21 protein-coding genes and 1 other annotated feature are annotated in these 23,052 nt (G+C 39.7%); of the genes, 20 read left to right on the forward strand and 1 reads right to left on the reverse strand.

The annotated features are described in order from the left end of the window. Window positions 1-63 precede the first annotated feature (63 nt). The 5 genes from M9H69_RS03980 to M9H69_RS04000 are packed head-to-tail and all read left to right on the forward strand — an operon-like array spanning window position 64 to window position 7,669. Window positions 64-900: a LicD family protein gene (locus M9H69_RS03980; RefSeq protein WP_001281440.1), complete on the forward strand. Its 837-nt coding sequence runs from the start codon at window positions 64-66 to the stop codon at window positions 898-900. Beyond that, a complete protein-coding gene (locus M9H69_RS03985) occupies window positions 897-1,865 on the forward strand; it encodes a glycosyltransferase family 2 protein (protein WP_250315978.1) in 969 nt (322 codons plus the stop codon). Before M9H69_RS03980 ends, M9H69_RS03985 begins: the two co-directional genes overlap by 4 nt. A gap of 21 nt (window positions 1,866-1,886) precedes the next feature. Further along, a complete protein-coding gene (locus M9H69_RS03990; protein WP_250315979.1) occupies window positions 1,887-4,046 on the forward strand; it encodes a LicD family protein in 2,160 nt (719 codons plus the stop codon). 57 nt (window positions 4,047-4,103) lie between these two features. After that, entirely contained in the window at window positions 4,104-4,916 is an 813-nt protein-coding gene (locus M9H69_RS03995; RefSeq protein WP_250315980.1) for a LicD family protein, read from the forward strand. A 44-nt stretch (window positions 4,917-4,960) separates the two neighbouring features. Next, the gene (locus M9H69_RS04000; RefSeq protein WP_250315981.1) at window positions 4,961-7,669 is read left to right on the forward strand and encodes an MBL fold metallo-hydrolase; all 2,709 of its coding nucleotides are present in this window, start codon (window positions 4,961-4,963) and stop codon (window positions 7,667-7,669) included. Window positions 7,670-7,714: 45 nt separating this feature from the next. Here M9H69_RS04000 and M9H69_RS04005 read toward each other — a convergent pair whose 3' ends face one another. Further along, window positions 7,715-9,193, reverse strand: coding sequence for an oligosaccharide flippase family protein (locus tag M9H69_RS04005; RefSeq protein ID WP_000789709.1), 1,479 nt, complete (start codon window positions 9,191-9,193; stop codon window positions 7,715-7,717). Between the two features lie 122 nt (window positions 9,194-9,315). On the opposite strand from M9H69_RS04005, the gene mecA reads away from it, so the two are divergent. The 15 genes from mecA to M9H69_RS04080 all read left to right on the forward strand — a co-directional run bounded on the left by mecA (window position 9,316) and on the right by M9H69_RS04080 (window position 23,040). Continuing rightward, window positions 9,316-10,056: an adaptor protein MecA gene (mecA, locus tag M9H69_RS04010; RefSeq protein ID WP_250316168.1), complete on the forward strand. Its 741-nt coding sequence runs from the start codon at window positions 9,316-9,318 to the stop codon at window positions 10,054-10,056. A gap of 147 nt (window positions 10,057-10,203) precedes the next feature. Beyond that, window positions 10,204-11,490 (forward strand): homoserine dehydrogenase, encoded by a 1,287-nt coding sequence (locus M9H69_RS04015; protein WP_250315982.1) that lies wholly within the window; start codon window positions 10,204-10,206, stop codon window positions 11,488-11,490. Between the two features lies 1 nt (window position 11,491). Next, entirely contained in the window at window positions 11,492-12,361 is an 870-nt protein-coding gene (gene thrB / locus M9H69_RS04020) for a homoserine kinase (protein ID WP_250315983.1), read from the forward strand. A 76-nt stretch (window positions 12,362-12,437) separates the two neighbouring features. Then, window positions 12,438-12,584, forward strand: coding sequence for a hypothetical protein (locus tag M9H69_RS04025; RefSeq protein WP_250315984.1), 147 nt, complete (start codon window positions 12,438-12,440; stop codon window positions 12,582-12,584). A gap of 28 nt (window positions 12,585-12,612) precedes the next feature. Then, on the forward strand, window positions 12,613-13,551 hold the full coding sequence (msrB, locus tag M9H69_RS04030; protein WP_250315985.1) for a peptide-methionine (R)-S-oxide reductase MsrB: 939 nt from the start codon (window positions 12,613-12,615) through the stop codon (window positions 13,549-13,551). Window positions 13,552-13,610: 59 nt separating this feature from the next. Further along, window positions 13,611-15,335 carry an ABC transporter ATP-binding protein gene (locus tag M9H69_RS04035; RefSeq protein ID WP_250315986.1) on the forward strand — a complete coding sequence of 575 codons (1,725 nt, stop codon included), beginning with the start codon at window positions 13,611-13,613 and terminating at the stop codon, window positions 15,333-15,335. Window position 15,336: 1 nt separating this feature from the next. Next, window positions 15,337-17,085 carry an ABC transporter ATP-binding protein gene (locus M9H69_RS04040; protein WP_250315987.1) on the forward strand — a complete coding sequence of 583 codons (1,749 nt, stop codon included), beginning with the start codon at window positions 15,337-15,339 and terminating at the stop codon, window positions 17,083-17,085. Window positions 17,086-17,186: 101 nt separating this feature from the next. Next, window positions 17,187-18,446: a TRZ/ATZ family protein gene (locus tag M9H69_RS04045; RefSeq protein WP_250315988.1), complete on the forward strand. Its 1,260-nt coding sequence runs from the start codon at window positions 17,187-17,189 to the stop codon at window positions 18,444-18,446. A 62-nt stretch (window positions 18,447-18,508) separates the two neighbouring features. Then, window positions 18,509-18,644, forward strand: a sequence feature (ribosomal protein L10 leader region). A 38-nt stretch (window positions 18,645-18,682) separates the two neighbouring features. Further along, complete coding sequence (gene rplJ / locus M9H69_RS04050) at window positions 18,683-19,183, forward strand: 50S ribosomal protein L10 (protein ID WP_001287266.1); 501 nt, start codon at window positions 18,683-18,685, stop codon at window positions 19,181-19,183. Between the two features lie 74 nt (window positions 19,184-19,257). Next, window positions 19,258-19,626, forward strand: a complete 369-nt coding sequence (gene rplL, locus M9H69_RS04055; RefSeq protein WP_250315989.1) for a 50S ribosomal protein L7/L12 — start codon at window positions 19,258-19,260, stop codon at window positions 19,624-19,626. A gap of 201 nt (window positions 19,627-19,827) precedes the next feature. After that, the gene (locus M9H69_RS04060; protein ID WP_000159607.1) at window positions 19,828-20,001 is read left to right on the forward strand and encodes a hypothetical protein; all 174 of its coding nucleotides are present in this window, start codon (window positions 19,828-19,830) and stop codon (window positions 19,999-20,001) included. Continuing rightward, a complete protein-coding gene (locus tag M9H69_RS04065) occupies window positions 19,998-20,777 on the forward strand; it encodes a replication initiator protein A (RefSeq protein WP_250315990.1) in 780 nt (259 codons plus the stop codon). The genes M9H69_RS04060 and M9H69_RS04065 overlap by 4 nt, the downstream gene beginning before the upstream one ends. 98 nt (window positions 20,778-20,875) lie before the next feature. Then, entirely contained in the window at window positions 20,876-22,234 is a 1,359-nt protein-coding gene (gene dcm / locus M9H69_RS04070; protein WP_250315991.1) for a DNA (cytosine-5-)-methyltransferase, read from the forward strand. Then, on the forward strand, window positions 22,218-22,667 hold the full coding sequence (locus M9H69_RS04075; RefSeq protein WP_250315992.1) for a hypothetical protein: 450 nt from the start codon (window positions 22,218-22,220) through the stop codon (window positions 22,665-22,667). Before dcm ends, M9H69_RS04075 begins: the two co-directional genes overlap by 17 nt. Continuing rightward, a complete protein-coding gene (locus M9H69_RS04080) occupies window positions 22,660-23,040 on the forward strand; it encodes an arsenate reductase (protein WP_048789104.1) in 381 nt (126 codons plus the stop codon). Before M9H69_RS04075 ends, M9H69_RS04080 begins: the two co-directional genes overlap by 8 nt. Window positions 23,041-23,052 lie beyond the last annotated feature (12 nt).

Genomic DNA, 23,052 nt, shown 5'->3' on the forward strand with positions numbered 1-23,052 from the left:
TTTATAGCTTTTTTATGGTATAATAAAATGATATAACTCGTTATTGGACAGAAGAGGAGAGATATGAGTGATTTGAAAGCGATTCAGGCTCGTAGTCTGGAAATGGCTGAATATTTTGTCGCGTTTTGTAAAGAACATGATTTGTTATGCTACCTCTGTGGTGGAGGAGCCATTGGCGCCCTTCGTAACAAGGGCTTTATTCCTTGGGATGATGATCTAGACTTTTTCATGCCGCGTAAGGACTATGAAAAATTAGCAGAACTGTGGCCCCGTTATGCAGATGAGCGCTATTTCTTGTCAAAGAGTCACAAGGACTTTGTAGACCGTAACCTTTTTATTACCATTCGTGACAAGGAAACCACCTGTATCAAACCTTACCAGCAGGATTTGGATTTGCCACACGGTTTGGCCTTGGATGTTTTGCCTTTAGATTATTATCCGGAAAATCCAGCTGAGCGTAAGAAACAGGTTCGTTGGGCCCTGATCTATTCACTCTTTTGTGCTCAAACTGTTCCAGAAAAGCATGGTGCCATCATGAAATGGGGAAGTCGCATCTTACTCGGCCTGACTCCAAAATCTCTACGCTATCGCATTTGGAAAAAAGCTGAAAAAGAAATGACCAAGTATAGTCTGGCTGAGAGCGATGGAATCACAGAATTATGCTCGGGCCCAGGCTACATGCGAAACAAGTACCCAATCGCATCCTTTGAAGACAATCTCTTCTTGCCATTTGAAGGAACAGAGATGCCCATTCCAGTCGGTTATGATGCCTATCTCAGAACTGCTTTTGGGGACTATATGACACCACCACCAGCGGACAAGCAAGTACCGCATCATGATGCTGTCATAGCTGATATGGATAAGTCTTATACAGAATACAAGGGAGAATATGGAGCATGATGGGAGAAAAAATAAGTGTTATTGTTCCGGTCTACAATGTAGAAGCCTATCTGGAGCGATGTGTGGAGTCGATTCTTCAACAGACTTATGCCCATTTTGAGTTAATCTTAATCAACGATGGTTCTACTGATTCCAGCGGACAAATCTGTGATCACTTAGCATCTCAGTATGAGAATATTAAGGCTCATCATATCGAAAATGCTGGAGTTTCAAATGCTAGAAATATGGGAATTCAGCTAGCGACGGGTTCTTGGGTTACCTTTATTGATAGCGATGATTTCGTTACCCAGGATTACCTAGCTACTTTAGCAAGTGCAGTTGAGGGGGAAAACATAGGCTTTGTAATTGCTCCTCTGCACCATATTAAAAACGGCATTGTAACAGACCTACCTCCACATTCTGGAAAAACAGAACTCTGGTCAACAGAAGAAACCATGAAGGAACTACTGATGACCACCAGAACGTCATTTTTTCCAGTCGCAAAACTGTTTAAGAGAGACCTGCTTGCGGATGAAAAGTTTAATACAAATTATCACCTAGCTGAAGATGCCTTATTTTTAACTGAATTGCTACTAAAGACAAGATGCAGTTGCGTATTTATTGACAAACCTGTTTATTATTATGATCATCGTGAGGGAAGTGCAACGACATCTGTTAATCGATATGTATTTGATACAATAGAAGTTTATAAGCAAATAATTGCTCAAGTTTCACAAGCCTTCCCTAATTTAAAATACGAATTAATAAATAGAGAATGTTGGTCGTACATTACAGTTTACGATAAAATTATCTTTACTTCACGTGAAGAGTATCAAAAGGAGAAAGCCGAGCTGAGGAATTGGATTGTTCAGCACCGACGCGAAATATGGAAGGATGCTTATTTCACTACTTTTCGCAAGATAGCTATCCTATCACTTGTCATTTCTCCATGGCTATATAAGAAAATTGTTGGATTAAAAAACTAATATCATGAGAAGGAGTTGAAAATGAATTTTTCAAAAATGGATGAATACTTTGAAAAATCAAAACTATGGATTGCGTATCTATTTGTTTTCATTTCGATTTTAAGTATGAGTTCACTGGTTTATAAGATAGCAAATCCCCTCTATAAGGGATTGTCAGCGATTGTAGTGCTTTATATTTGCTATACTTTATTGTTTAAGTGGAAAGAAATCACAGTAGATCGTAAATTTCTATCCTTATTTGGACTCTTAGCTGGAAGTCATCTGCTATCTGCTATTTTCAATCGCTCGGGACATTTGATTGGAAATGTGATTGAAATTCTCTTCATGGTAACCTATGTTTTATTATTTACCATGTTACAATCGGGTCAACTCAAAAAATTATTTGACTGGATTGCCTATACGGTTCAAATTGTATCTTTTTCTTCAGCAATTTTTGCGTTTGGTTTATTGCTAAGTAGAGTCCTTATCCTATTTAAGATTGGCGAGCAATCTTATTATTATGGTGTCATGAATGGACGTCTGTGGGGGATTGTCAATCCTAATGCTAGTGCGATATTTTCATACATTAGCATTATTTTGGCTATGTATTTGATCCATAAAGGAAGTAAATATTCTGTTTATCTTAAACTGAACAATGTGATTCAATTAGTTTACTTCGCTACGATGCAAAGTCGAGGAGCCTTACTTTCTTTACTTCTCATGATTGGACTCTATAGTTTCTTTGCTACTAGAGGAAGTATCGTTAAACGATTCCTCACTTTTATAGTTGCTGGTTTGCTGATTACTGCAACTAATATAGGATTAAGCTATGTAACTTCAATCTACATTTCATCTGAAACTGCGACTGTCTTAGATTTAAACAAAGGACAATCCTATGCTGAAACAGATTCGTCTGTCACTAAGAAGAACGGTGAGCTCCATCTGATTGAAACAACACCAAGTGGTAGAACCTATATCTGGAAAAATGCCATCAAGATGGGAAGTACGAAACCAATTTTTGGTTATGGTGTACGAAATGTTCCAGATTACTACACAGAATATTTCAGTAAATTTGAGATTCAAAACTCTCTTATCGGTGGGAATTTCCATAACATTTTTGTGACCATATTTGTCAGTTCGGGAGTTCTAGGCTTAGCATTCTTCCTTCTTGTACTGGCTTATGTCATCAAGCGCTTTTTAACTTATTTGATTGTTTCCAAGAAAAATACTGATAAATTGATCATGATTCTTTTCTTCGGTATCTTGCTTGGTCAATTATTTGAAAGTCAGATTATGTATTCAACCAACTTTATTAATATCATCTTCTGGCTAGCGATTGGCTATGGACTTGTAGTCTGCAAACAGGATGAAGGAATTCGGTATCAAGAAGTAACAGATGTCAGTGAAATTCAACAGATGGAACTTGGAATCATGGAGTATATTCATGATGTTTGTCAGAAAATTGGGGTTAAGTATTTCTTGGCATATGGAAGTCTAATTGGTGCTGTTCGCCATCAAGGATTTATACCTTGGGATGATGACATGGACATCTGCATGTTACGAGAAGATTATGAGAAGTTGCAAGACTACCTTATCGCTAACCCTGATGAACGTTACGAGGTCATGTCTTATAAAAATAATCTCAACTATGTCTATCCCTTCATGAAAGTGCAGGATAACCATACCTACTTGTTGGAAGAAGATGTTCGCATCGATTCAAATATGGGGATATATGTAGATATTTTCCCTGTAGATGGCTACGAGGATGACGTAGAATTTAAAAACAAGATGACGAAACTGATAAAGAAACGTCAATTGAGTTGCTACACCTTTAAAGGAATTACTAATACGAAAAGTGTACTGAATTCACTGCTACGCTATGTGTCAGTTATTATTTTCTATTTTACCAATACGAACAAATACGTTGCCCAGATTGAAGAGCTTGCAAAATCCCGTAAAGTCTCAGATTATGAGCAAGTGGATTATCTTATCTACAAAGATATGAACAAACCAGTGTGGAGACGTGAATGGCTGGAACAAGTTACTACTGGAACATTTGAAGGTAAGGAATTTACCATTCCAAAAAATTATCATGAAATTTTGACCTCAGACTACGGAGACTATATGCAATTGCCACCGGTTGAACAAAGAGTATCTCATCATGATTTTAAATTATGGAAGATTGTTAAAAGGTCTAAATGACAGGATTGGGATTAAGAAACGTTTAAAAATATAGTCAAATTTAGGAGAATAGAACCTATGTCTGAAAGAATTTTAACTCTTGAAGAAATCAAGCAAGTAGAATTGGATATTTTAAAGTATCTACATAATCTTTGTGAACAACATCAAATCAAATACTTTATTGATTTTGGAACCTTACTAGGAGCTGTACGCCATAAAGGATTTATCCCTTGGGATGATGATACAGATATTTCCTTAGCGCGTGATGAATTTGAAAAACTGTATAAGGTTTTACAAAATGAAAATCATCCCTACTATAAATTGATTTCATTCAGAGAAACAAAGGGATATCCATACAGTTATATGAGAGTCTATGATGTAAGGACACGTCGAGATGCTAACCTCGTAGACCCAACGGTCGTATTGGGAACTTGCGTTGACATTTTTCCATATGATGGTGTTGTAACACAGGAATGTGACCGTAAGAAAATGAAACTCTACAAATATTTCGTTCGACTTTCTTCTTTGAATTTTAAAGGGATCAAGTCTGAGAATGGTGGACTTAAAAACCTCCCTCGTTATATGGGATCAGCTATTTTCCGCTTAACTTCCCCTCAGCTATGGAATCAAAAATTAGAGAGTCTTGCTTTGAGGTATAGTGTGGATCAATCAACAGATCTTACTTGTACAATCTATGACCCTTATTATCCAGATGGTATAAAAAAAGAATGGCTCTATGATTTGATTGATATACCTTATGAAAACATTGTGGTCAAGGTTCCTAAAAAATACCATGAAATACTTGTCTACGAATTTGGAGAAAACTATATGACTCCACCCCCTATTGAGCAACAAGTTTCAGGAGGGGATAAAAACTACTGGATTGATTAGATTAGTAAAAGTTGCTTATTGTTTAAGATAAAGGAGTGTTCAAGGTGAAAAATAAATGGTTATTAAAATCAGTTAGATATAGTGTTCTCGCATTCTTTCTATTACTGATTCAGTTATCGCAAGGAGTAGATGCAGATACTATCTCTGCAGGTTCGGGCAATCGTATCCATTTCATAAATACTAAAGCAAAATCTGGAAGTGATGCCATCCTTCTGGAAAGTAATGGCCATTATGCTTTGATTGATATGGGAGAAGACTATGATTTCCCTGATGGGAGTGACCCACGCTATCCAAGCCGCTGGGGAATTTCCATGAGAAATAATCAAGTATTGGAAGATCGCTTGATTCGCCACCTGGATCAAATAGGTGTAAAAAAATTAGATTTTATTCTAGGAACTCATGTCCATAGTGATCATATCGGCGGAGCAGATGAGATACTTAATCGTTATCAAGTTGATAAGTTTTATCTGAAAAAATATTCAGATGATCGGATCACCTCACACTGGGGACTTTGGGATAATCTTTTTAATTATGATAATGCTTTGAGAGCGGCTCAAAAACGAGGGGTTACTCTTATTCAGAATATTACAGATGAGGATAGTCACTTTAAATTAGGTGATATGGATATCCAACTCTATAACTATAAGAATGAATATGATGCTGATGGGAATCTGAAAAGAGTTCGAGATGATAACTCCAACTCCATTGTTTCAGTGGTGACTGTGGCAGGAAAGAGAATCTATCTTGGTGGAGATTTGGATAATGCCGAGGGAGCAGAAGATAAGTTAGGTCCAGTTATCGGCAAGGTTGATATGATGAAATGGAACCACCATTATGATGCGACAATTTCAAATACGATTAATTTCCTTGAAAACTTATCACCAAAAATGGTTATTCAGACAACTGGTGGAGATATTAATGTTGCTTCAACCAGAGAATACCTTCAGAAGAAAAATATTCAGGTTCTTCATGCTGCTAGCCAAACTCAAGATGCTACCGTTTTTGATATTAGCGATAAAGGATTTGCTAATGTTTCAAATACCTTCCCTGATATCCCTGTAGTTGACGAAAAATGGTATCAAGAAGATGGCTATTGGAAATATCGTTTGACTGACGGAGAAATGGCTATCGGCTGGAGAGAGATTGGCGGAGCCACTTACTTCTTTAATGGAAAAGGACAAATGCAAGCAGGTCGCTGGCTTCACCTTAACGACGACTGGGGAGAAAATGCCAAAGGGAATGATTACTATCTGAACCAAAATGGTAAAATGCAAACTGGTGGTTGGTTCAAACTAGATGACTCTTGGTATTATATCCAATCAAATGGTGCTAGACGATTTAGCGAGCTCTCTGAAATTGGAGGGAAAAAGTATCTCTTTGCGGCAGATGGGAAGATGCTAACAGGACATCAAGTCTATAATGGCAAGAAGATGTTCTTTAGCGAAAGTGGTGCACTCCAAGCAGCAGGTAAGCCTTCAACTTGGCAAAAGATTGATTCAGATTGGTATTTCTATGATGAGGATGGGCTAAAGACTGTCGGTAAAAAGAATATTAATGGAAGCACGTACTACTTTAATCAAGAAGGTGTCATGCAAACTGGCTGGACCTTTGTTGATGGTCACTGGAACTATTTTGCAAGTTCTGGAGCTATGAAAACTGGTTGGGTCAAGGATCAGGAAACATGGTATTATCTGGATAAAGATGGCATCATGTTAACTGGCAGACAAGATATAAATGGTGTTCGTTACTATTTGAATGCTAGTGGTGCCATGCAAACAGGCTGGGCCTTTGTTGATGGTCACTGGAACTATTTTGCAAGTTCTGGAGCTATGAAAACTGGTTGGGTCAAGGATCAGGAAACATGGTATTATTTGGATAAAGATGGCATCATGTTAACTGGAAACCAAGATATCAATGGTGTCCGTTACTATTTGAATGCCAGTGGTGCCATGCAAACAGGCTGGGCCTTTGTTGATGGTCACTGGAACTATTTTGCAAGTTCTGGAGTTATGAAAACTGGTTGGTTGAAAGATAATGAATCATGGTATTATTTGGATCCAGAAACAGGCATCATGGCTGTAGGCTCTAAAGAAATTGACGGTAAGAACTATTTCTTCAAATCCTCAGGCATCATGCAAGTTGGATGGCAGTGGTCAAATGATTCTTGGCATTATTACGCTACGTCTGGCGCAGTCCAAACTGGTTGGTTGAAAGATGGTGATGCTTGGTACTATCTTGAAGGAAAAGAAGGCATTATGCTGGTCGGCCTTCATCAAGTAGATGGTAAGCAATATTACTTTAGCAGATCTGGAGCCATGCAAACAGGCTGGAAATGGTCTGATAATCATTACCGTTACTTTGAATCAAACGGTGCCATGAAAACTGGTTGGATAAAAGACAAAGGCGTTTGGTATTATCTAAATCCTGAAGATGGTATCATGTTGGTTGGTCTTCATAAAGTAAATGGTGATCATTATTACTTTGATGAATCAGGAGCTATGCAAACAGGTTGGAAACAGCTTGATGGTAATTGGTACTATTTCCAAGCTGATGGTTCTTTATTGAAGAACGCAACAACACCTGATGGTTACAAAGTAAACGAAGAAGGAATCTGGAAACAGGCTGTTGCTGCTGTAAATAGCGAGGCAGTTAAGCCAGAACAGAAACAAGAAGCTAATTCCTCTATTGTTGAACAACCTAAACAAGATTCAAACCTAGAAGCCAACGCTTCTGAAAAGAAAGAAAAAGAATAAAGAAGAAATCCCCTACTGGCAACTAATTTATCAGTAGGGGATTTTTTAATTTCGTTTTAATTTAGCAAGTACAAGATTCAGTGCATAGTGGAGTGTTTTGTCTTTGGTGATAAAGAGGGTCAAGAGATAATAGATACCACAAGTTGCTACGGTAGAAAGAACCATGAGAATCATATTGAAGTTTACTGTGTAGGAATTGATTTGGAAAATCATTTTGAAAATATAGAAGATTGGGATAAAACCAAGGGATATGAGGCTGTAACGTGTTAAGGTTATAAAAATTTCTTTTAAACTAATCAGTTGATGTTTCTTGATAAAATGAATTTCAAGTAAAACTACGATAGTTTCTGCGATAATGGTCGTAGCGATGTAATACTCAGGTGCAAAAATATTATTGAAATACAAGATGCTATTTAATAGTATATTGGCGCCACCACCGAGGAAGTAAAAGGCAGTTAAGCGATTTTCATGGTCGTTGATAAAGATAATCTGTTTACCAAGAATCAATTCAATAGCCCAGATGATGGTACGAAAAGCGAAGACGCTGGTTACGATACCTGCTTCAAGATACTTTTCAGAAGAATAAATAACAGTTGCGTACCGTCCCAATATCATAATCCCGATACTAGTTGGAACCATAAGGAAATAGAATAAGGATGCCGCTTGATTCACGAGATAATTGTAGGACTTGTAATCCTTTTTACCGAGATAGTAGCCAAGGCGCGGAATACTTACGTTGATAGCTCCACTCAAGACACTGGCAATTAGCATGACGATACTATAGGCAATTGTATAATAGGAAATATAGTTTTCATCCGGTCCCTTGGTGATAAACATTCTATCTAGCAAGGTATAAAGCATATTAGCGTTTGCTAAGAGAAGCATAGTGAAGAGCGGTTTAGAAGCTTTAGCTAATTCGACGAATCCAATTTTAACAAAAGAAACTTCTCTCTTAATCCAAAGAAAACTAAGCAGGTAGTTGAGGATAGTGGTCGCTGTCATAACGATAGCATAAGGAACGATATCATCTGCCGTTTTAACGAAGGCGAAGATAGCGACCAGCATGGTAATTCGAATAATTAACGTTTTGTAGAGGATGAAGGCATAGTTTTCATAAGCCTCGTTCATCCATTCGATATTGAGAAATTGGAAGAGTGCTTGGGCCCCTAGGATGTAGTAGAGGACTTTCAGATTCTCAATGCTGGTGTCAAAGAAGATAATGAGGAAGTAGATACCAGTCGTCAGGAGAGAAGTGAAAACCGAGATATAAAACAACTTAGAAAAGACGTAGTTGATTTTATTCTTGTCATCCTTGACCTTACTGATAGCTCGAATCCCGTAGTTGTATATTCCAAAGGCAGCTAGTGGAATAACGAAACTTGCCCAGGTATTGGCCGTATTGAAATAACCGTAATTGGATTTGCTGAGAATCCGCGTCAGATAAGGATTTGTTATCAGTGGGAAAACGATATTGAGAATATTGACCAGCAGGCTGGCTAAGGCATTTACTTTTATATTTTTCATTGAACTTTCTTTCTTAAATCTAAAATCATATCTAGTATTATATCACATTCTCGCTTCATTCTTTTGATAAAATCGTAAAAATCTAGTATAATAGATAGACTGAAAGTATGAGGTTACTAGATATGAAGATGAAACAAATTAGTGATACAACACTAAAAATCACGATGACTTTAGATGATTTGATGGATCGGGGAATGGAGATTGCAGACTTTCTCGTTCCTCAGGAAAAAACCGAAGAGTTTTTCTATGCTATTTTAGATGAATTAGAAATGCCAGACAATTTCTTGGATAGTGGCATGTTGAGTTTCCGTGTGACTCCAAAACCAGATAAGGTGGACGTCTTTGTGACCAAGTCCAAGATTGACCAAAATCTGGATTTTGAAGATTTGGCGGATTTACCCGATATGGAAGAATTAGCCCAAATGTCACCAGATGAATTCCTCAAAACCTTAGAAAAGAGCATTGCAGACAAGACCAAGGACGATATTGAGGCTATCCAGTCCCTAGAACAGGTCGAGGCTAAAGAAGAGGAGCAAGAACAGGCAGATAAGGAGACTGAGATCAAGAAGGAACCTTATATCTACTATATCTTGCGTTTTGCAAGCCTTTCTGACCTAGTTGCTTTTGCAAAGACTGTTAACTACCAGATGGAAACATCTGAACTCTATAAGATGAATGGACATTACTACTTGACGATTTTAGTCGATGTGGAAAATCATCCTAGTCCATATCCAGCCTGGCTCTTGGCCCGTATGCGCGAATTTGCAGATGATAGTGACATCAGTCGCTCAGTCTTGCAAGAGTATGGGCAAATCTTGATCAATCACGACGCAGTTATCGGTCTGCAAAAGATTAGTTCATAAATTTTGAAAATCATTTTCACTTATCAAGAAAGACGAATCATGGGATTCGTTTTTTCTTTTCTAGGCTGAAATAGTGATTTACTATAATAGGAATTTTCACAAAATTCTGTTATAATGGCTATATCAGAAAATTTCTAGGAGACAAACATGACAGTTAAAATTGCTTTACTTGGATTTGGTACCGTTGCAAGTGGTGTGCCTTTCCTCCTAAAGGAAAATGGAGAAAAAATCGTTCAGTCAGCTCATTCAGAGATTGAAGTAGCCAAGGTATTGGTCAAGGATGAAGATGAAAAGAACCGCTTGCTTGCAGCAGGGAATGACTTTAACTTTGTGACCAATGTAGATGATATTTTGTCAGATCAAGACATTACAATCGTAGTGGAATTGATGGGGCGTATCGAACCAGCTAAGACCTTTATCACTCGTGCCTTAGAAGCTGGGAAACACGTTGTTACTGCTAACAAGGACCTTTTGGCTGTTCATGGTACAGAATTGCTAGAAATCGCTAAAGTGCATAATGTAGCACTTTACTACGAAGCAGCAGTTGCTGGTGGGATTCCAATTCTTCGCACTCTAGCAAATTCATTGGCTTCTGATAAAATCACGCGCGTTCTTGGTGTCGTTAACGGAACTTCTAACTTTATGATGACCAAAATGGTCGAAGAAGGCTGGTCTTATGATGATGCTCTGGCTGAAGCTCAAAGACTTGGATTTGCAGAAAGCGACCCTACAAATGACGTGGATGGGATTGATGCAGCCTACAAGATGGTGATTTTGAGCCAATTTGCCTTTGGGATGAAGGTTGCCTTTGACGATGTAGCCCACAAGGGAATCCGCAACATCACACCAGAAGACGTAGCTGTAGCCCAAGACCTGGGCTATGTAGTGAAATTGGTAGGTTCTATCGAGGAAACTCCTTCGGGTATTGCTGCGGAAGTAACTCCAACCTTCCTTCCCAAAGCACATCCACTTGCTAGTGTCAATGGGGTAATGAACGCAGTCTTTGTAGAATCTATTGGCATCGGTGAGTCTATGTACTACGGACCAGGTGCGGGTCAAAAACCAACTGCAACAAGTGTTGTGGCGGATATTGTCCGTATCGTTCGTCGTTTGAATGATGGAACAATTGGAAAAGACTTCAACGAATACAGCCGTGACTTGGTTTTGGCAAATCCAGAAGATGTTAAAGCAAACTACTATTTCTCAATCTTGGCACCAGATTCAAAAGGTCAGGTCTTGAAACTTGCTGAAATCTTTAATGCTCAAGATATTTCCTTCAAGCAAATCCTCCAAGATGGCAAAGAGGGTGACAAGGCGCGTGTAGTGATTATTACACATAAGATCAATAAAGCACAACTTGAGAATGTTTCAGCTGGGTTGGCCAAAGCTTCAGAATTTGACCTCTTGAATACATTCAAGGTGTTAGGAGACTAGGATGAAGATTATTGTACCTGCAACAAGTGCCAATATCGGGCCAGGTTTTGATTCGGTCGGTGTAGCTGTAACCAAGTATCTTCAAATTGAGGTCTGTGAAGAACGAGATGAGTGGTTGATTGAACATCAGATCGGCAAATGGATTCCCCATGATGAGCGCAACCTTTTACTCAAGATTGCTTTACAAATTGCTCCTGACTTGCAACCGAGACGCTTGAAAATGATCAGTGATGTTCCCCTGGCGCGTGGTTTGGGTTCTTCTAGCTCGGTTATCGTTGCTGGGATTGAACTGGCCAACCAACTGGGCAAGCTCAACTTATCCAACCACGACAAATTGCAGCTGGCGACCAAGATTGAAGGGCATCCAGACAATGTGGCCCCAGCCATTTATGGTAATCTGGTTATTGCAAGTTCCGTTGAAGGGCAGGTTTCGGCGATTGTGGCAGATTTCCCAGAGTGTGATTTTTTAGCTTATATTCCCAACTATGAATTGCGTACTCGTGACAGCCGCGGTGTCTTGCCTAAAAAATTGTCCTACAAGGAAGCTGTTGCTGCCAGCTCTATCGCCAATGTGGCTATTGCAGCCTTGTTGGCAGGTGACATGGTGACAGCTGGACAAGCAATCGAGGGAGACCTCTTCCACGAGCGCTACCGTCAGGATCTGGTGAGAGAATTTGCGACGATTAAGCAAGTAGCCAAAGAGAATGGTGCCTATGCAACCTATCTTTCTGGCGCTGGGCCAACAGTTATGGTCTTGGCTTCTCATGACAAGATGCCGGCGATTAAGGCGGAATTGCAAAAGCAGTCTTTCAAAGGCAAACTTCATGATTTGAAAGTGGATACCCAAGGTGTCCGTGTCCAAGCAAAATAAAGAAATAAAAGACAGGATGGGGAAAGTCTCGACTAGAGGGCTTCCTGTCCTTTTTTTGAAAAGAAGTTTATACTCAATGAAAATCAAAGAGCAAACTAGGAAGCTAGCCGCAGGTTGCTCAAAACATGGTTTTGAGGTTGTAGATGAAACTGACGAAGTCAGTAACCATACCTACGGTAAGGCGATGCTGATGTGGTTTGAAGAGATTTTCAAAGAGTATTAGTTAAAAACTTGATAAAGGAGAAATAAAGATGGCAGAAATTTATCTAGCAGGTGGTTGTTTTTGGGGCCTAGAGGAGTATTTTTCCCGAATTTCAGGCGTATTAGCAACCAGTGTTGGCTACGCTAATGGGCAAGTCGAAACGACCAATTACCAGCTGATTGAGGAAACAGACCATGCAGAAACGGTTCAAGTGATTTACGATGAGAAGGCAGTGTCACTTAGAGAAATTTTACTTTATTATTTCCGTGTTATTGATCCCTTGTCTATTAACCAGCAGGGGAATGACCGTGGTCGCCAATATCGTACTGGTATTTATTACCAAGATGAAACAGACTTGCCAGCTATCTATACAGTGGTGCAGGATCAAGAACGCATGCTTGGTCGAAAGATTGCAGTAGAAGTGGAGCAACTTCGCCACTACATTCTGGCAGAAGACTATCACCAAGACTATCTTAAGAAGAATCCTTCAGGTTACTGTCATATCGATGTGACCGATGCTGATAAGCCATTGATTGATGCCTCTAACTATGAAAAGCCTAGTCAGGAGGTGTTAAAGGAAAGCTTAACTGAAGAGTCCTATCGTGTCACCCAAGAAGCTGCTACAGAGGCTCCATTTACCAATGCCTATGACCAAACTTTTGAAGAAGGGATTTATGTAGATATCACGACTGGTGAGCCACTCTTTTTTGCTAAGGATAAGTTTGCTTCAGGTTGTGGTTGGCCAAGTTTCAGTCGTCCGATTTCTAAGGAATTGATTCATTATTACAAGGATATGAGCCATGGGATGGAGCGAATCGAGGTTCGTTCTCGGTCAGGAAATGCTCACTTGGGTCATGTTTTCACAGATGGTCCTCAGGAATTAGGTGGCCTCCGTTACTGTATTAATTCTGCCTCCTTGCGCTTTGTAGCCAAGGATGAGATGGAAGAAGAAGGATATGGCTATCTATTACCTTACTTAAACAAATAAAACTGAGAGGGTGGGGCTTCCCACTTTCTTCATTTCCAGAATAAGAATAGAAGGGATTTATGAAACACTTACTATCTTACTTCAAACCCTATATCAAAGAATCAATTTTGGCACCCTTGTTCAAGCTGCTAGAAGCTGTTTTTGAACTCTTGGTTCCCATGGTGATTGCTGGGATTGTTGACCAGTCCTTGCCTCAGAGAGATCAAGGACACCTTTGGATGCAGATTGGCCTGCTCCTTATCTTTGCAGTGATTGGCGTTTTAGTGGCCTTGGTAGCCCAGTTTTACTCAGCCAAGGCAGCGGTGGGGTTTACCAAAGAACTGACAGACGACCTTTATCGTCATATTCTTTCCTTACCCAAGAACAGCAGAGACCGTCTGACAACTTCTAGCTTGGTGACTCGCTTGACTTCGGATACTTACCAGATACAGACTGGTATCAATCAATTCCTGCGCCTCTTTTTGCGAGCACCTATTATCGTTTTTGGGGCTATCTTTATGGCCTATCGCATCTCGGCTGAGCTGACTTTCTGGTTTTTAGTTATGGTTGTCATTTTGACAATCGTTATTGTAGGGTTCTCTCGGCTGGTCAATCCTCTCTACAGCAGTCTCAGAAAGAAAACGGACCAACTGGTTCAGGAAACACGTCAGCAATTGCAAGGGATGCGAGTTATTCGTGCTTTTGGTCAGGAAAAACGAGAGTTACAGATTTTTCAAACCCTAAATCAAGTTTATGCTAGATTACAAGAAAAGACAGGTTTCTGGTCTAGTTTATTAACACCTCTGACCTATCTGATTGTCAATGGAACTCTCCTAGTTATCATCTGGCAGGGTTATATTTCCATTCAAGGAGGTTTACTTAGCCAAGGTGCCCTGATTGCCCTTATCAACTACCTCTTGCAGATCTTGGTGGAATTGGTCAAGCTTGCCATGCTGATCAATTCCCTCAACCAGTCCTACATCTCAGCCAAGAGAATCGAGGAGGTCTTTGCTGAGGCTCCCGAAGACATCCACTCAGAGTTAGAACAAAAGCAAGCTACCAGTAATCAGGTTTTACAAGTCCAAGAATTAACCTTTACCTATCCTGATGCGGCCCAGCCTTCTCTGAGAGACATTTCCTTTGATATGAAGCAAGGACAAATACTTGGTATCATTGGGGGAACGGGTTCTGGTAAATCAAGCTTGGTGCAAGTCTTACTTGGACTTTATCCAGCAGACAAGGGAAGCATTGACCTTTATCGAAATGGACATAGTCCTCTTAATTTGGAGCAGTGGCGGTCTTGGATTGCCTATGTGCCCCAAAAAGTCGAACTCTTTAAGGGAACCATTCGTTCCAACTTGACTCTAGGTTTGCATCAAGAAGTAACTGATCAAGAACTCTGGCAGGCCTTGGAAATTTCGCAAGCAAAGGATTTTGTCAGTGAAAAGGAAGGACTCTTAGATGCCCAAGTTGAGGCAGGAGGGCGAAATTTCTCAGGCGGGCAAAAACAAAGGTTGTCTATCGCCAGAGCAGTCTTGCGCCAAGCTCCGTTTCTCATCCTAGATGATGCGACCTCAGCTCTCGACACCATCACAGAGTCCAAGCTCTTGAAATCTATTCGAGAAAATTTGCCAAACACGAGCTTAATCTTGATTTCTCAACGGACTTCGACGCTTCAGATGGCTGACCAGATTCTCCTTTTGGAAAAAGGTGAGTTACTAGCTGTTGGCAAGCACGATGACTTGATGAAGACTAGCCAAGTCTATCGCGAAATCAATGCATCCCAACATGGAAAGGAGGACTAGAATGAAACGACAAACTGCAAACCAGACGCTCAAACGTTTAGCCGTAGATTTAGCAAGCCATCCTTTCCTCCTTTTCCTAGCCTTTCTAGGAACGATTGCCCAAGTTGGTTTATCAATTTATCTTCCTATTTTGATTGGGCAGGTCATTGACCAAGTCCTGGTGGCTGGATCATCACCAGTTTTTTGGCAGATTTTTCTCCAGATGCTCTTGGTGGTAATAGGAAATACTCTGGTACAATGGGCCAATCCTCTCCTCTATAATCGTCTAATCTTCTCTTATACCAAAGACTTGCGAGAGCGAATCATCCATAAACTCCATCGGTTACCGATTGCTTTTGTGGATCGACAGGGCAGTGGAGAGATGGTTAGTCGTGTGACCACAGACATCGAACAGTTGGCAGCTGGCTTGACCATGATTTTTAATCAATTTTTCATTGGTGTCTTGATGATTTTGGTTAGTATTCTAGCTATGCTTCAAATCCACCTCCTCATGACCCTCTTGGTCTTGCTGTTGACGCCACTGTCCATGGTGATTTCACGCTTTATTGCCAAGAGATCTTATCACCTCTTCCAGAAGCAAACAGAGACAAGGGGGATTCAGACACAATTAATTGAAGAATCGCTTAGCCAACAGACCATTATCCAGTCCTTTAATGCTCAAGGAGAGTTTATCCAAAGATTGCATGAGGCTAATGATAACTACGCAGACTATTCTCAGTCAGCTATCTTTTATTCTTCAACGGTCAATCCTTCGACTCGATTTGTAAATTCGCTCATTTATGCCCTTCTAGCTGGAGTGGGAGCTTATCGTATCATGATGGGATCCACACTGACCATTGGACGTTTAGTGACTTTTTTGAACTATGTCCAACAGTACACTAAGCCCTTTAACGATATTTCTTCAGTTCTAGCCGAATTGCAAAGTGCTCTCGCTTGCGCAGAGCGTGTCTATGCTGTCTTAGAAAGTCCAGAGGTGGTTGAAACAGGTAAGGAAATCTTGACCAGTGACCAAGTCAAGGGAGCTATTTCCTTTAAACATGTCTCTTTTGGCTACCATCCTGAGAAGATCTTGATTAAGGACTTGTCTATAGATATCCCAGCTGGTAGCAAGGTAGCCATTGTTGGTCCGACAGGTGCTGGTAAGTCAACTCTTATCAATCTCCTCATGTGTTTTTACCCTATTAACTCAGGAGATATCTTGCTGGACGGTCGTTCCATTTACAACTATACCCGAGCGTCATTGAGACAGCAGTTTGGGATGGTGCTCCAAGAAACCTGGCTCAAGCAAGGGACTATTCATGACAATATTGCCTTTGGAAATCCTGAAGCCAGTCGGGAGCAGGTGATTGCTGCTGCTAAAGCAGCCAATGCAGACTTTTTCATCCAACAGTTGCCACAGGGATACGATACTAAGTTGGAAAATGCAGGAGAATCTCTCTCTGTCGGCCAAGCCCAGCTCTTAACCATCGCCCGAGTCTTTCTGGCTATTCCAAAGATTCTTATCTTAGACGAGGCGACTTCCTCCATCGATACACGGACAGAAGTGTTAGTTCAGGATGCCTTTGCTAAACTCATGAAGGGGCGCACAAGCTTTATCATTGCTCATCGTTTGTCAACCATTCAGGATGCGGATTTGATTCTTGTCTTGGTAGATGGTGATATTGTTGAGCATGGTAACCATCATGACCTCATGGCTAGAAAGGGCAAGTATTACCAGATGCAAAAAGCTGCAGCTTTTAGCTCTGAATAATCCTTTCTATTTTGAAATCTTATGGACAAAAAAAAGTTGCCTTTGGGTGACTTTTTTGTTACAATAGCTAGAAAAAATCAGGGTCTTAGAAGGAGAAAACAATGAAAGTCTATCAGCATGTAAATACCGTGACTTGTGACCAAGATTTCCATGTTTATTTGGATGGTATCTTAGCCGTTAAGGACTCTCAAATCGTCTATGTCGGCCAAGAGGAGCCAGAGATTTTAGAGCAAGCTGAGCAGATGATAGACTATCAGGGAGCCTGGATCATGCCTGGATTGGTCAATTGCCACACCCATTCTGCTATGACAGGTTTGCGAGGAATTCAGGATGACAGTAATCTCCACGAATGGCTCAATGACTATATCTGGCCAGCAGAAGCAGGATTTACTCCCGATATGACTACCAAGGCAGTCAAAGAAGCTCTGACGGAGATGCTCCAGTCAGGGACAACAAGCTTCAATGATATGTATAATCCCAATGGAGTGGATATTGAGCAAATTTATCAGGCAGTCAAGGCGTCTAAGATGCGTTGTTATTTCTCACCGACCCTCTTTTCTTCAGAGGCAGAGACAACTGCTGAAACTATAAGCAGAACACGAGCCATCATAGAGGAAATCTTAGGATATGAAAATCCAAATTTCAAGGTTATGGTAGCCCCACATTCTCCCTACAGCTGTAGTAAAGATTTGCTGGAAGAGAGCTTAGATATGGCAAAAGAGCTGAATATTCCTCTCCATATCCATGTGGCGGAGACCAAGGAGGAATCAGGAATTATCCTCAAACGCTATGGCAAACGTCCCCTTGCCTTTCTAGAAGAACTGGGTTACTTAGATCATCCGTCTGTTTTTGCTCATGGGGTCGAACTAAACGAACAAGAAATTGAACGCTTGGCAACCTCTCAAGTGGCTATCGCCCACAATCCTATCAGTAATCTAAAACTGGCCTCAGGAATCGCTCCAATCATCCAACTCCAAAAAGCAGGAGTAGCAGTGGGGATTGCGACTGACTCGGTTGCTTCCAATAACAATCTAGATATGTTTGAGGAAGGACGGACAGCAGCCCTCCTTCAGAAAATGAAGAGTGGAGATGCCAGCCAATTTCCTATCGAAACAGCTCTCAAAGCTCTAACGATAGAAGGTGCTAAGGTTCTTGGAATGGAAGATCAGATAGGAAGTCTGGAAGTTGGTAAGCAGGCAGATTTTCTGGTCATTAATCCTCAAGGAAAAATCCATCTTCAACCTCAGGAAAATATGCTCTCTCACCTCGTATACGCAGTCAAATCCAGTGATGTTGATGATGTCTATATTGCTGGAGAACAGGTTGTCAAGCAAGGCAAAGTTTTGACGGTAGAGATTTAAAAAAATTTCAAAAAAAGTTTGCAAAAATCTTGCATTCTTTTTTTGTCTATGCTATACTTATATACGGTTTGAAAAAACTGCCTAAGACAGTAGGGGAGCTCGACTCATAAAGATCCTACCGAGGACAAAACGTATCATGTAAAAAGAAGCGTATTGTACTTTCGTGTCTAGGTTTGGGCGCGTTTTTCTTTTGAAAAAATTCCCCAAGCAAAATAATTACGGAGGTGAACACACTAATGAGTGAAGCAATTATTGCTAAAAAAGCGGAACTAGTTGACGTAGTAGCTGAAAAAATGAAAGCTGCTGCATCTATTGTCGTTGTAGACGCTCGTGGTTTGACAGTTGATCAAGATACAGTTCTTCGTCGTGAGCTTCGTGGAAGCGAAGTTGAGTATAAAGTCATTAAAAACTCAATCTTGCGTCGTGCAGCTGAAAAAGCTGGTCTTGAAGACCTTGCATCTGTTTTTGTTGGACCATCTGCAGTAGCATTTTCTAACGAAGATGTTATCGCACCAGCGAAAATCTTGAACGACTTTGCTAAAAACGCTGAAGCACTTGAAATTAAAGGTGGTGCAATCGAAGGCGCTGTCGCATCTAAAGAAGAAATCGTTGCTCTTGCAACTCTTCCAAACCGCGAAGGACTTCTTTCTATGCTCCTTTCTGTACTTCAAGCGCCAGTGCGCAACGTTGCTCTTGCAGTCAAAGCGGTTGCAGACAACAAAGAAGACGCAGCTTAATCTTAAGCTACGCAGCGTAGCATAGCTACGAAAAAACTATTATATAATTAAAAACTTATTTGGAGGAAATAACAATGGCATTGAACATTGAAAACATTATTGCTGAAATTAAAGAAGCTTCAATCCTTGAATTGAACGACCTTGTAAAAGCTATCGAAGAAGAATTTGGTGTAACTGCAGCTGCTCCTGTAGCTGTAGCTACAGCTGGTGCTGCTGACGCTGGTGCTGCTAAAGATTCATTTGACGTTGAATTGACAGCTGCTGGTGACAAAAAAGTTGGCGTTATCAAAGCTGTACGTGAAATCACTGGTCTTGGACTTAAAGAAGCTAAAGAACTTGTTGATGGTGCACCAGGTGTCATCAAAGAAGGCGTTCCAACTGCAGAAGCTGAAGAAATCAAAGCTAAATTGGAAGAAGCTGGAGCTTCAGTTACTCTTAAATAAGAGGCATATACCAATTAGAATTCGGAATACTATAGTATCAGCCTTTTAGAATCGTGAACACATTTTAGAAACTGATAAATTAATTTAGTTTCCTGCCAAAAACCCTACCAAAAATTAATTTGGCAGGGTTTTTCTTTTTAATAAAATTATTTTGGAGAACAGTTGAATATTGTTCTCCTTTTTTTATTTTCTGGAGGGAAAATGACAAAAGAATTACAATCATCACGTTATATTGTCATTTCATTTTTAGTACGTGAAATGGGAATTGACATTGTTGAAGCCATATCTCTTATGGCTGAATTAGAAAAAAGTGGCTTGGTTCGATTGGAATCAAGTGGAGATTTAATACTCAAAGAACTTGGAGGAGCGCTATGAAACGAATTACCGCAAATCAATACCAAACTTCAGAAAGGTATTATAAATTACCTAAAATTCTTTTTGAAGATGAGAAATATATGGATATGAAACTAGAAGTAAAGGTGGCTTATTCAATTTTAAAAGATCGTTTAGAATTATCTCTCAATCGTGGTTGGATAGATGAAGAAGGAGCGGTTTATTTAGTATTTTCTAATTCTAAACTGATGAAGCTATTAGGTTGTTCGAAGTCAAAATTACTGTCCATCAAAAAAACTCTTAAAGAATATGACTTAATTGATGAAGTCCAACAGTCTTCAAGTGAGAAAGGGAGACTAGCTAATAAGATTTATTTAGGGGAGTTGTCTCCTACCCCAGTAGCTAGTTCGAACAGGCCTAGTATTAAAAAAAGACTAGGGCAGGTTGAAAATGAAACGGCCCCCGTCTCACATTCAGCCCCTAGTGAGACTGAAGTTAGTGAGACTAAATATAGTGAGACTGATTCTTTATTTATTGAGGATGAGGAGGATAGGAATACTCATCCTATCTTGAAAAGAAAAGTAGAAAAGGTCACAAAATATGATCGAGATTATATTTGGGGATTGGTGCAAGATCAATTTAGACGAGAGGGTTTTTCTGAAACAGCCAGTGAAATTGCTATGACTGATTTTGAGAGAATCTACCAGTATTCTCTTGACAATGTTCGCTTTGTTAGACGAGCGGAAGTTTTGGCTGAATTTGTGTTTAACGGCTTGTATTCTGTTTGGAATAACCGTGTTAGAAAAGGAGGTGGTTAAATGTCGCCAATCGAGTGGATATTAGTTATGATCATTTTAATTTCAAGTGGTATGACTCTTTGGACATTGATTGTCAATCAGAAAGGGGTAATCAAGAAATGAGATTTATTGATTTATTTTCAGGTATCGGTGGATTTCGGCTTGGAATGGAAAGTGTTGGACACGAGTGTATTGGATTTTGTGAGATTGATAAATTTGCTAGAGAATCTTATAAGTCCATTTTTCAAACGAAAGGAGAAATTGAATTTCATGACATACGAGATGTTTCAGATGACAAATTTAATAAACTTAGAGGGAAAGTCGATATCATCTGTGGGGGATTCCCTTGTCAAGCATTTTCAATCGCAGGAAGACGATTGGGATTTGAAGATACTAGAGGAACTTTGTTCTTTGAAATTGCTCGGGCGGCCAAACAAATCCAACCACGTTTTCTTTTTCTTGAAAATGTTAAAGGCCTACTCAATCACGATAAGGGACGGACGTTCACCACAATCCTTACCACACTTGATGAGTTGGGGTTTGATGTTGAGTGGCAGGTGCTTAACAGTAAGGATTTCGGCGTTCCCCAAAACAGAGAGAGGGTGTTTATTATCGGACATTCTAGAAAGAAAAGTACCAGACTCTTATTTCCTTTCAGACGAGAAGGTCAAGCAACTAACTCTGAGATTTTTAAAACATTAGGGAATTTGAATCCATCAAAAAGTGGAATGAGCGGTAAAGTCTATTATTCAGAAGGTCTTGCGCCAACCTTAGTTCGTGGAAAAGGAGAAGGATTTAAGATTGCGATTCCTTGCATTACACCAGATAGATTAGACAAGAGACAAAATGGTAGACGCTTTAAGGAAAACCAAGAGGCGATGTTTACTTTAAATACTCAAGATCGCCATGGTATTGTCGTTGTTGGAGATTTACCAACTAGCTTTAAGGAAACTGGTCGAGTTTATGGAAGTGAGGGGTTATCTCCAACACTGACTACAATGCAAGGTGGAGATAAAATTCCCAAAATACTAATTCCAGAACCAATCAAATTTCTAAAAGTACGGGAAGCAACGAAAAAAGGATACGCTCAAGCAGAAATAGGAGATTCAATCAATTTGGAAAGACCAAGTTCTCAGTATCGTCGTGGTAGAGTTGGAAAGGGTATAGCTAATACGTTAACAACTAGTGGACAAATGGGAGTAGTAGTTGCTAGTTATGAAGGAGAAGATAAACAAGTTTATCATGTAGCCGGTGTATTAATAGATGGACAATTTTATCGTCTGAGGATACGACGAATCACTCCTAAAGAGTGTTTTCGCTTGCAGGGCTTTCCTGATTGGGCTTTTGAAGCTGCTAGAAAAGTCTCTAGTAATAGTCAGCTCTATAAACAAGCTGGTAATAGTGTAACCGTTCCTGTGATTGCCGCAATCGCAAAGGAATTAAAAGAAATAGAGGAAAAAGATGAAAGCATTAAATAAAGAATCAATACTAGATTGTGATGAATTAGAAACAGAATTACATGATGCAGAAATCAAACAGCTGGATGAACAATTATTTTTGATACCCAATTATCCATGTGAGTTTGAAGTAACATTTTTAGATGTATACCATAAAAAACACAACTACCCACTATTTTACGAGTCCTATCTTCAAAACGTGATGGAATTCCTTGAAAGTCAAGACATAAAGAATGGGGTTGATGCCTTTGTAGATGATCATCAAAATCTTGTTTTTGTTTTATATGGACAAGGCTATCGAGCCGAGGGAAAAGAGGGAATACTTACAACCCAAGTAACTGTAAAAGCTTATGATGAAGACAAGAAACCGATTAACTTCTCAAATTTATTAGATTCTTTAATCGTCTCAGAATATCAAATGGAACCGAATCTTTGGGAGGTCTCCCATGATTGATCTCTATCTAAGTAAAAATAACCATAGAAATCAAATTCTTTTAGATTTCTTTCAAAACTACGGAATAGAGGTATCTTGTCATTCGATTTCTGAAATGACAAAGGACAAATTAATTGAGATGATGAGCTATTCTTCAGATTGTTTCGAGTTTTTATCTCCCAATTTATTACGATTTAAGAATCGTGACAATCTAAGATTAACGGATTTCATCGAAATGATATTAAAAAATCCTGAACTAACTATCAGACTTCCTCTTGCGGTTTCAAATAAGAGAGTTTATCCAAATCTGAATCTAGAGGAGGCTAGAGCTTTATTGCCAAGAGATACGAAACAATTGATTTACATGGAACAAACACATTATTTATCTAGTTAAAGGAGAAGCAAT

The sequence above is a fragment of the Streptococcus oralis genome (genome assembly GCF_023611505.1).
Lineage (GTDB): Bacteria > Bacillota > Bacilli > Lactobacillales > Streptococcaceae > Streptococcus > Streptococcus oralis_CT.

What these genes read in the sequence shown, in the direction of transcription:
- M9H69_RS04040 (WP_250315987.1), top strand. Translation starts at nt 15,337, where the DNA reads ATGAAACGACAAACTGCAAACCAGACGCTCAAACGTTTAGCCGTAGAT.
- M9H69_RS04060 (WP_000159607.1), top strand. Translation starts at nt 19,828, where the DNA reads ATGACAAAAGAATTACAATCATCACGTTATATTGTCATTTCATTTTTA.
- M9H69_RS04045 (WP_250315988.1), top strand. Translation starts at nt 17,187, where the DNA reads ATGAAAGTCTATCAGCATGTAAATACCGTGACTTGTGACCAAGATTTC.
- rplL (WP_250315989.1), top strand. Translation starts at nt 19,258, where the DNA reads ATGGCATTGAACATTGAAAACATTATTGCTGAAATTAAAGAAGCTTCA.
- M9H69_RS03985 (WP_250315978.1), top strand. Translation starts at nt 897, where the DNA reads ATGATGGGAGAAAAAATAAGTGTTATTGTTCCGGTCTACAATGTAGAA.
- M9H69_RS03980 (WP_001281440.1), top strand. Translation starts at nt 64, where the DNA reads ATGAGTGATTTGAAAGCGATTCAGGCTCGTAGTCTGGAAATGGCTGAA.
- M9H69_RS04005 (WP_000789709.1), bottom strand. Translation starts at nt 9,193, where the DNA reads ATGAAAAATATAAAAGTAAATGCCTTAGCCAGCCTGCTGGTCAATATT.
- msrB (WP_250315985.1), top strand. Translation starts at nt 12,613, where the DNA reads ATGGCAGAAATTTATCTAGCAGGTGGTTGTTTTTGGGGCCTAGAGGAG.
- M9H69_RS03995 (WP_250315980.1), top strand. Translation starts at nt 4,104, where the DNA reads ATGTCTGAAAGAATTTTAACTCTTGAAGAAATCAAGCAAGTAGAATTG.
- M9H69_RS04080 (WP_048789104.1), top strand. Translation starts at nt 22,660, where the DNA reads ATGATTGATCTCTATCTAAGTAAAAATAACCATAGAAATCAAATTCTT.
- thrB (WP_250315983.1), top strand. Translation starts at nt 11,492, where the DNA reads ATGAAGATTATTGTACCTGCAACAAGTGCCAATATCGGGCCAGGTTTT.
- M9H69_RS04015 (WP_250315982.1), top strand. Translation starts at nt 10,204, where the DNA reads ATGACAGTTAAAATTGCTTTACTTGGATTTGGTACCGTTGCAAGTGGT.
- mecA (WP_250316168.1), top strand. Translation starts at nt 9,316, where the DNA reads ATGAAGATGAAACAAATTAGTGATACAACACTAAAAATCACGATGACT.
- M9H69_RS04075 (WP_250315992.1), top strand. Translation starts at nt 22,218, where the DNA reads ATGAAAGCATTAAATAAAGAATCAATACTAGATTGTGATGAATTAGAA.
- M9H69_RS04025 (WP_250315984.1), top strand. Translation starts at nt 12,438, where the DNA reads ATGAAAATCAAAGAGCAAACTAGGAAGCTAGCCGCAGGTTGCTCAAAA.
- M9H69_RS03990 (WP_250315979.1), top strand. Translation starts at nt 1,887, where the DNA reads ATGAATTTTTCAAAAATGGATGAATACTTTGAAAAATCAAAACTATGG.
- dcm (WP_250315991.1), top strand. Translation starts at nt 20,876, where the DNA reads ATGAGATTTATTGATTTATTTTCAGGTATCGGTGGATTTCGGCTTGGA.
- rplJ (WP_001287266.1), top strand. Translation starts at nt 18,683, where the DNA reads ATGAGTGAAGCAATTATTGCTAAAAAAGCGGAACTAGTTGACGTAGTA.
- M9H69_RS04065 (WP_250315990.1), top strand. Translation starts at nt 19,998, where the DNA reads ATGAAACGAATTACCGCAAATCAATACCAAACTTCAGAAAGGTATTAT.
- M9H69_RS04035 (WP_250315986.1), top strand. Translation starts at nt 13,611, where the DNA reads ATGAAACACTTACTATCTTACTTCAAACCCTATATCAAAGAATCAATT.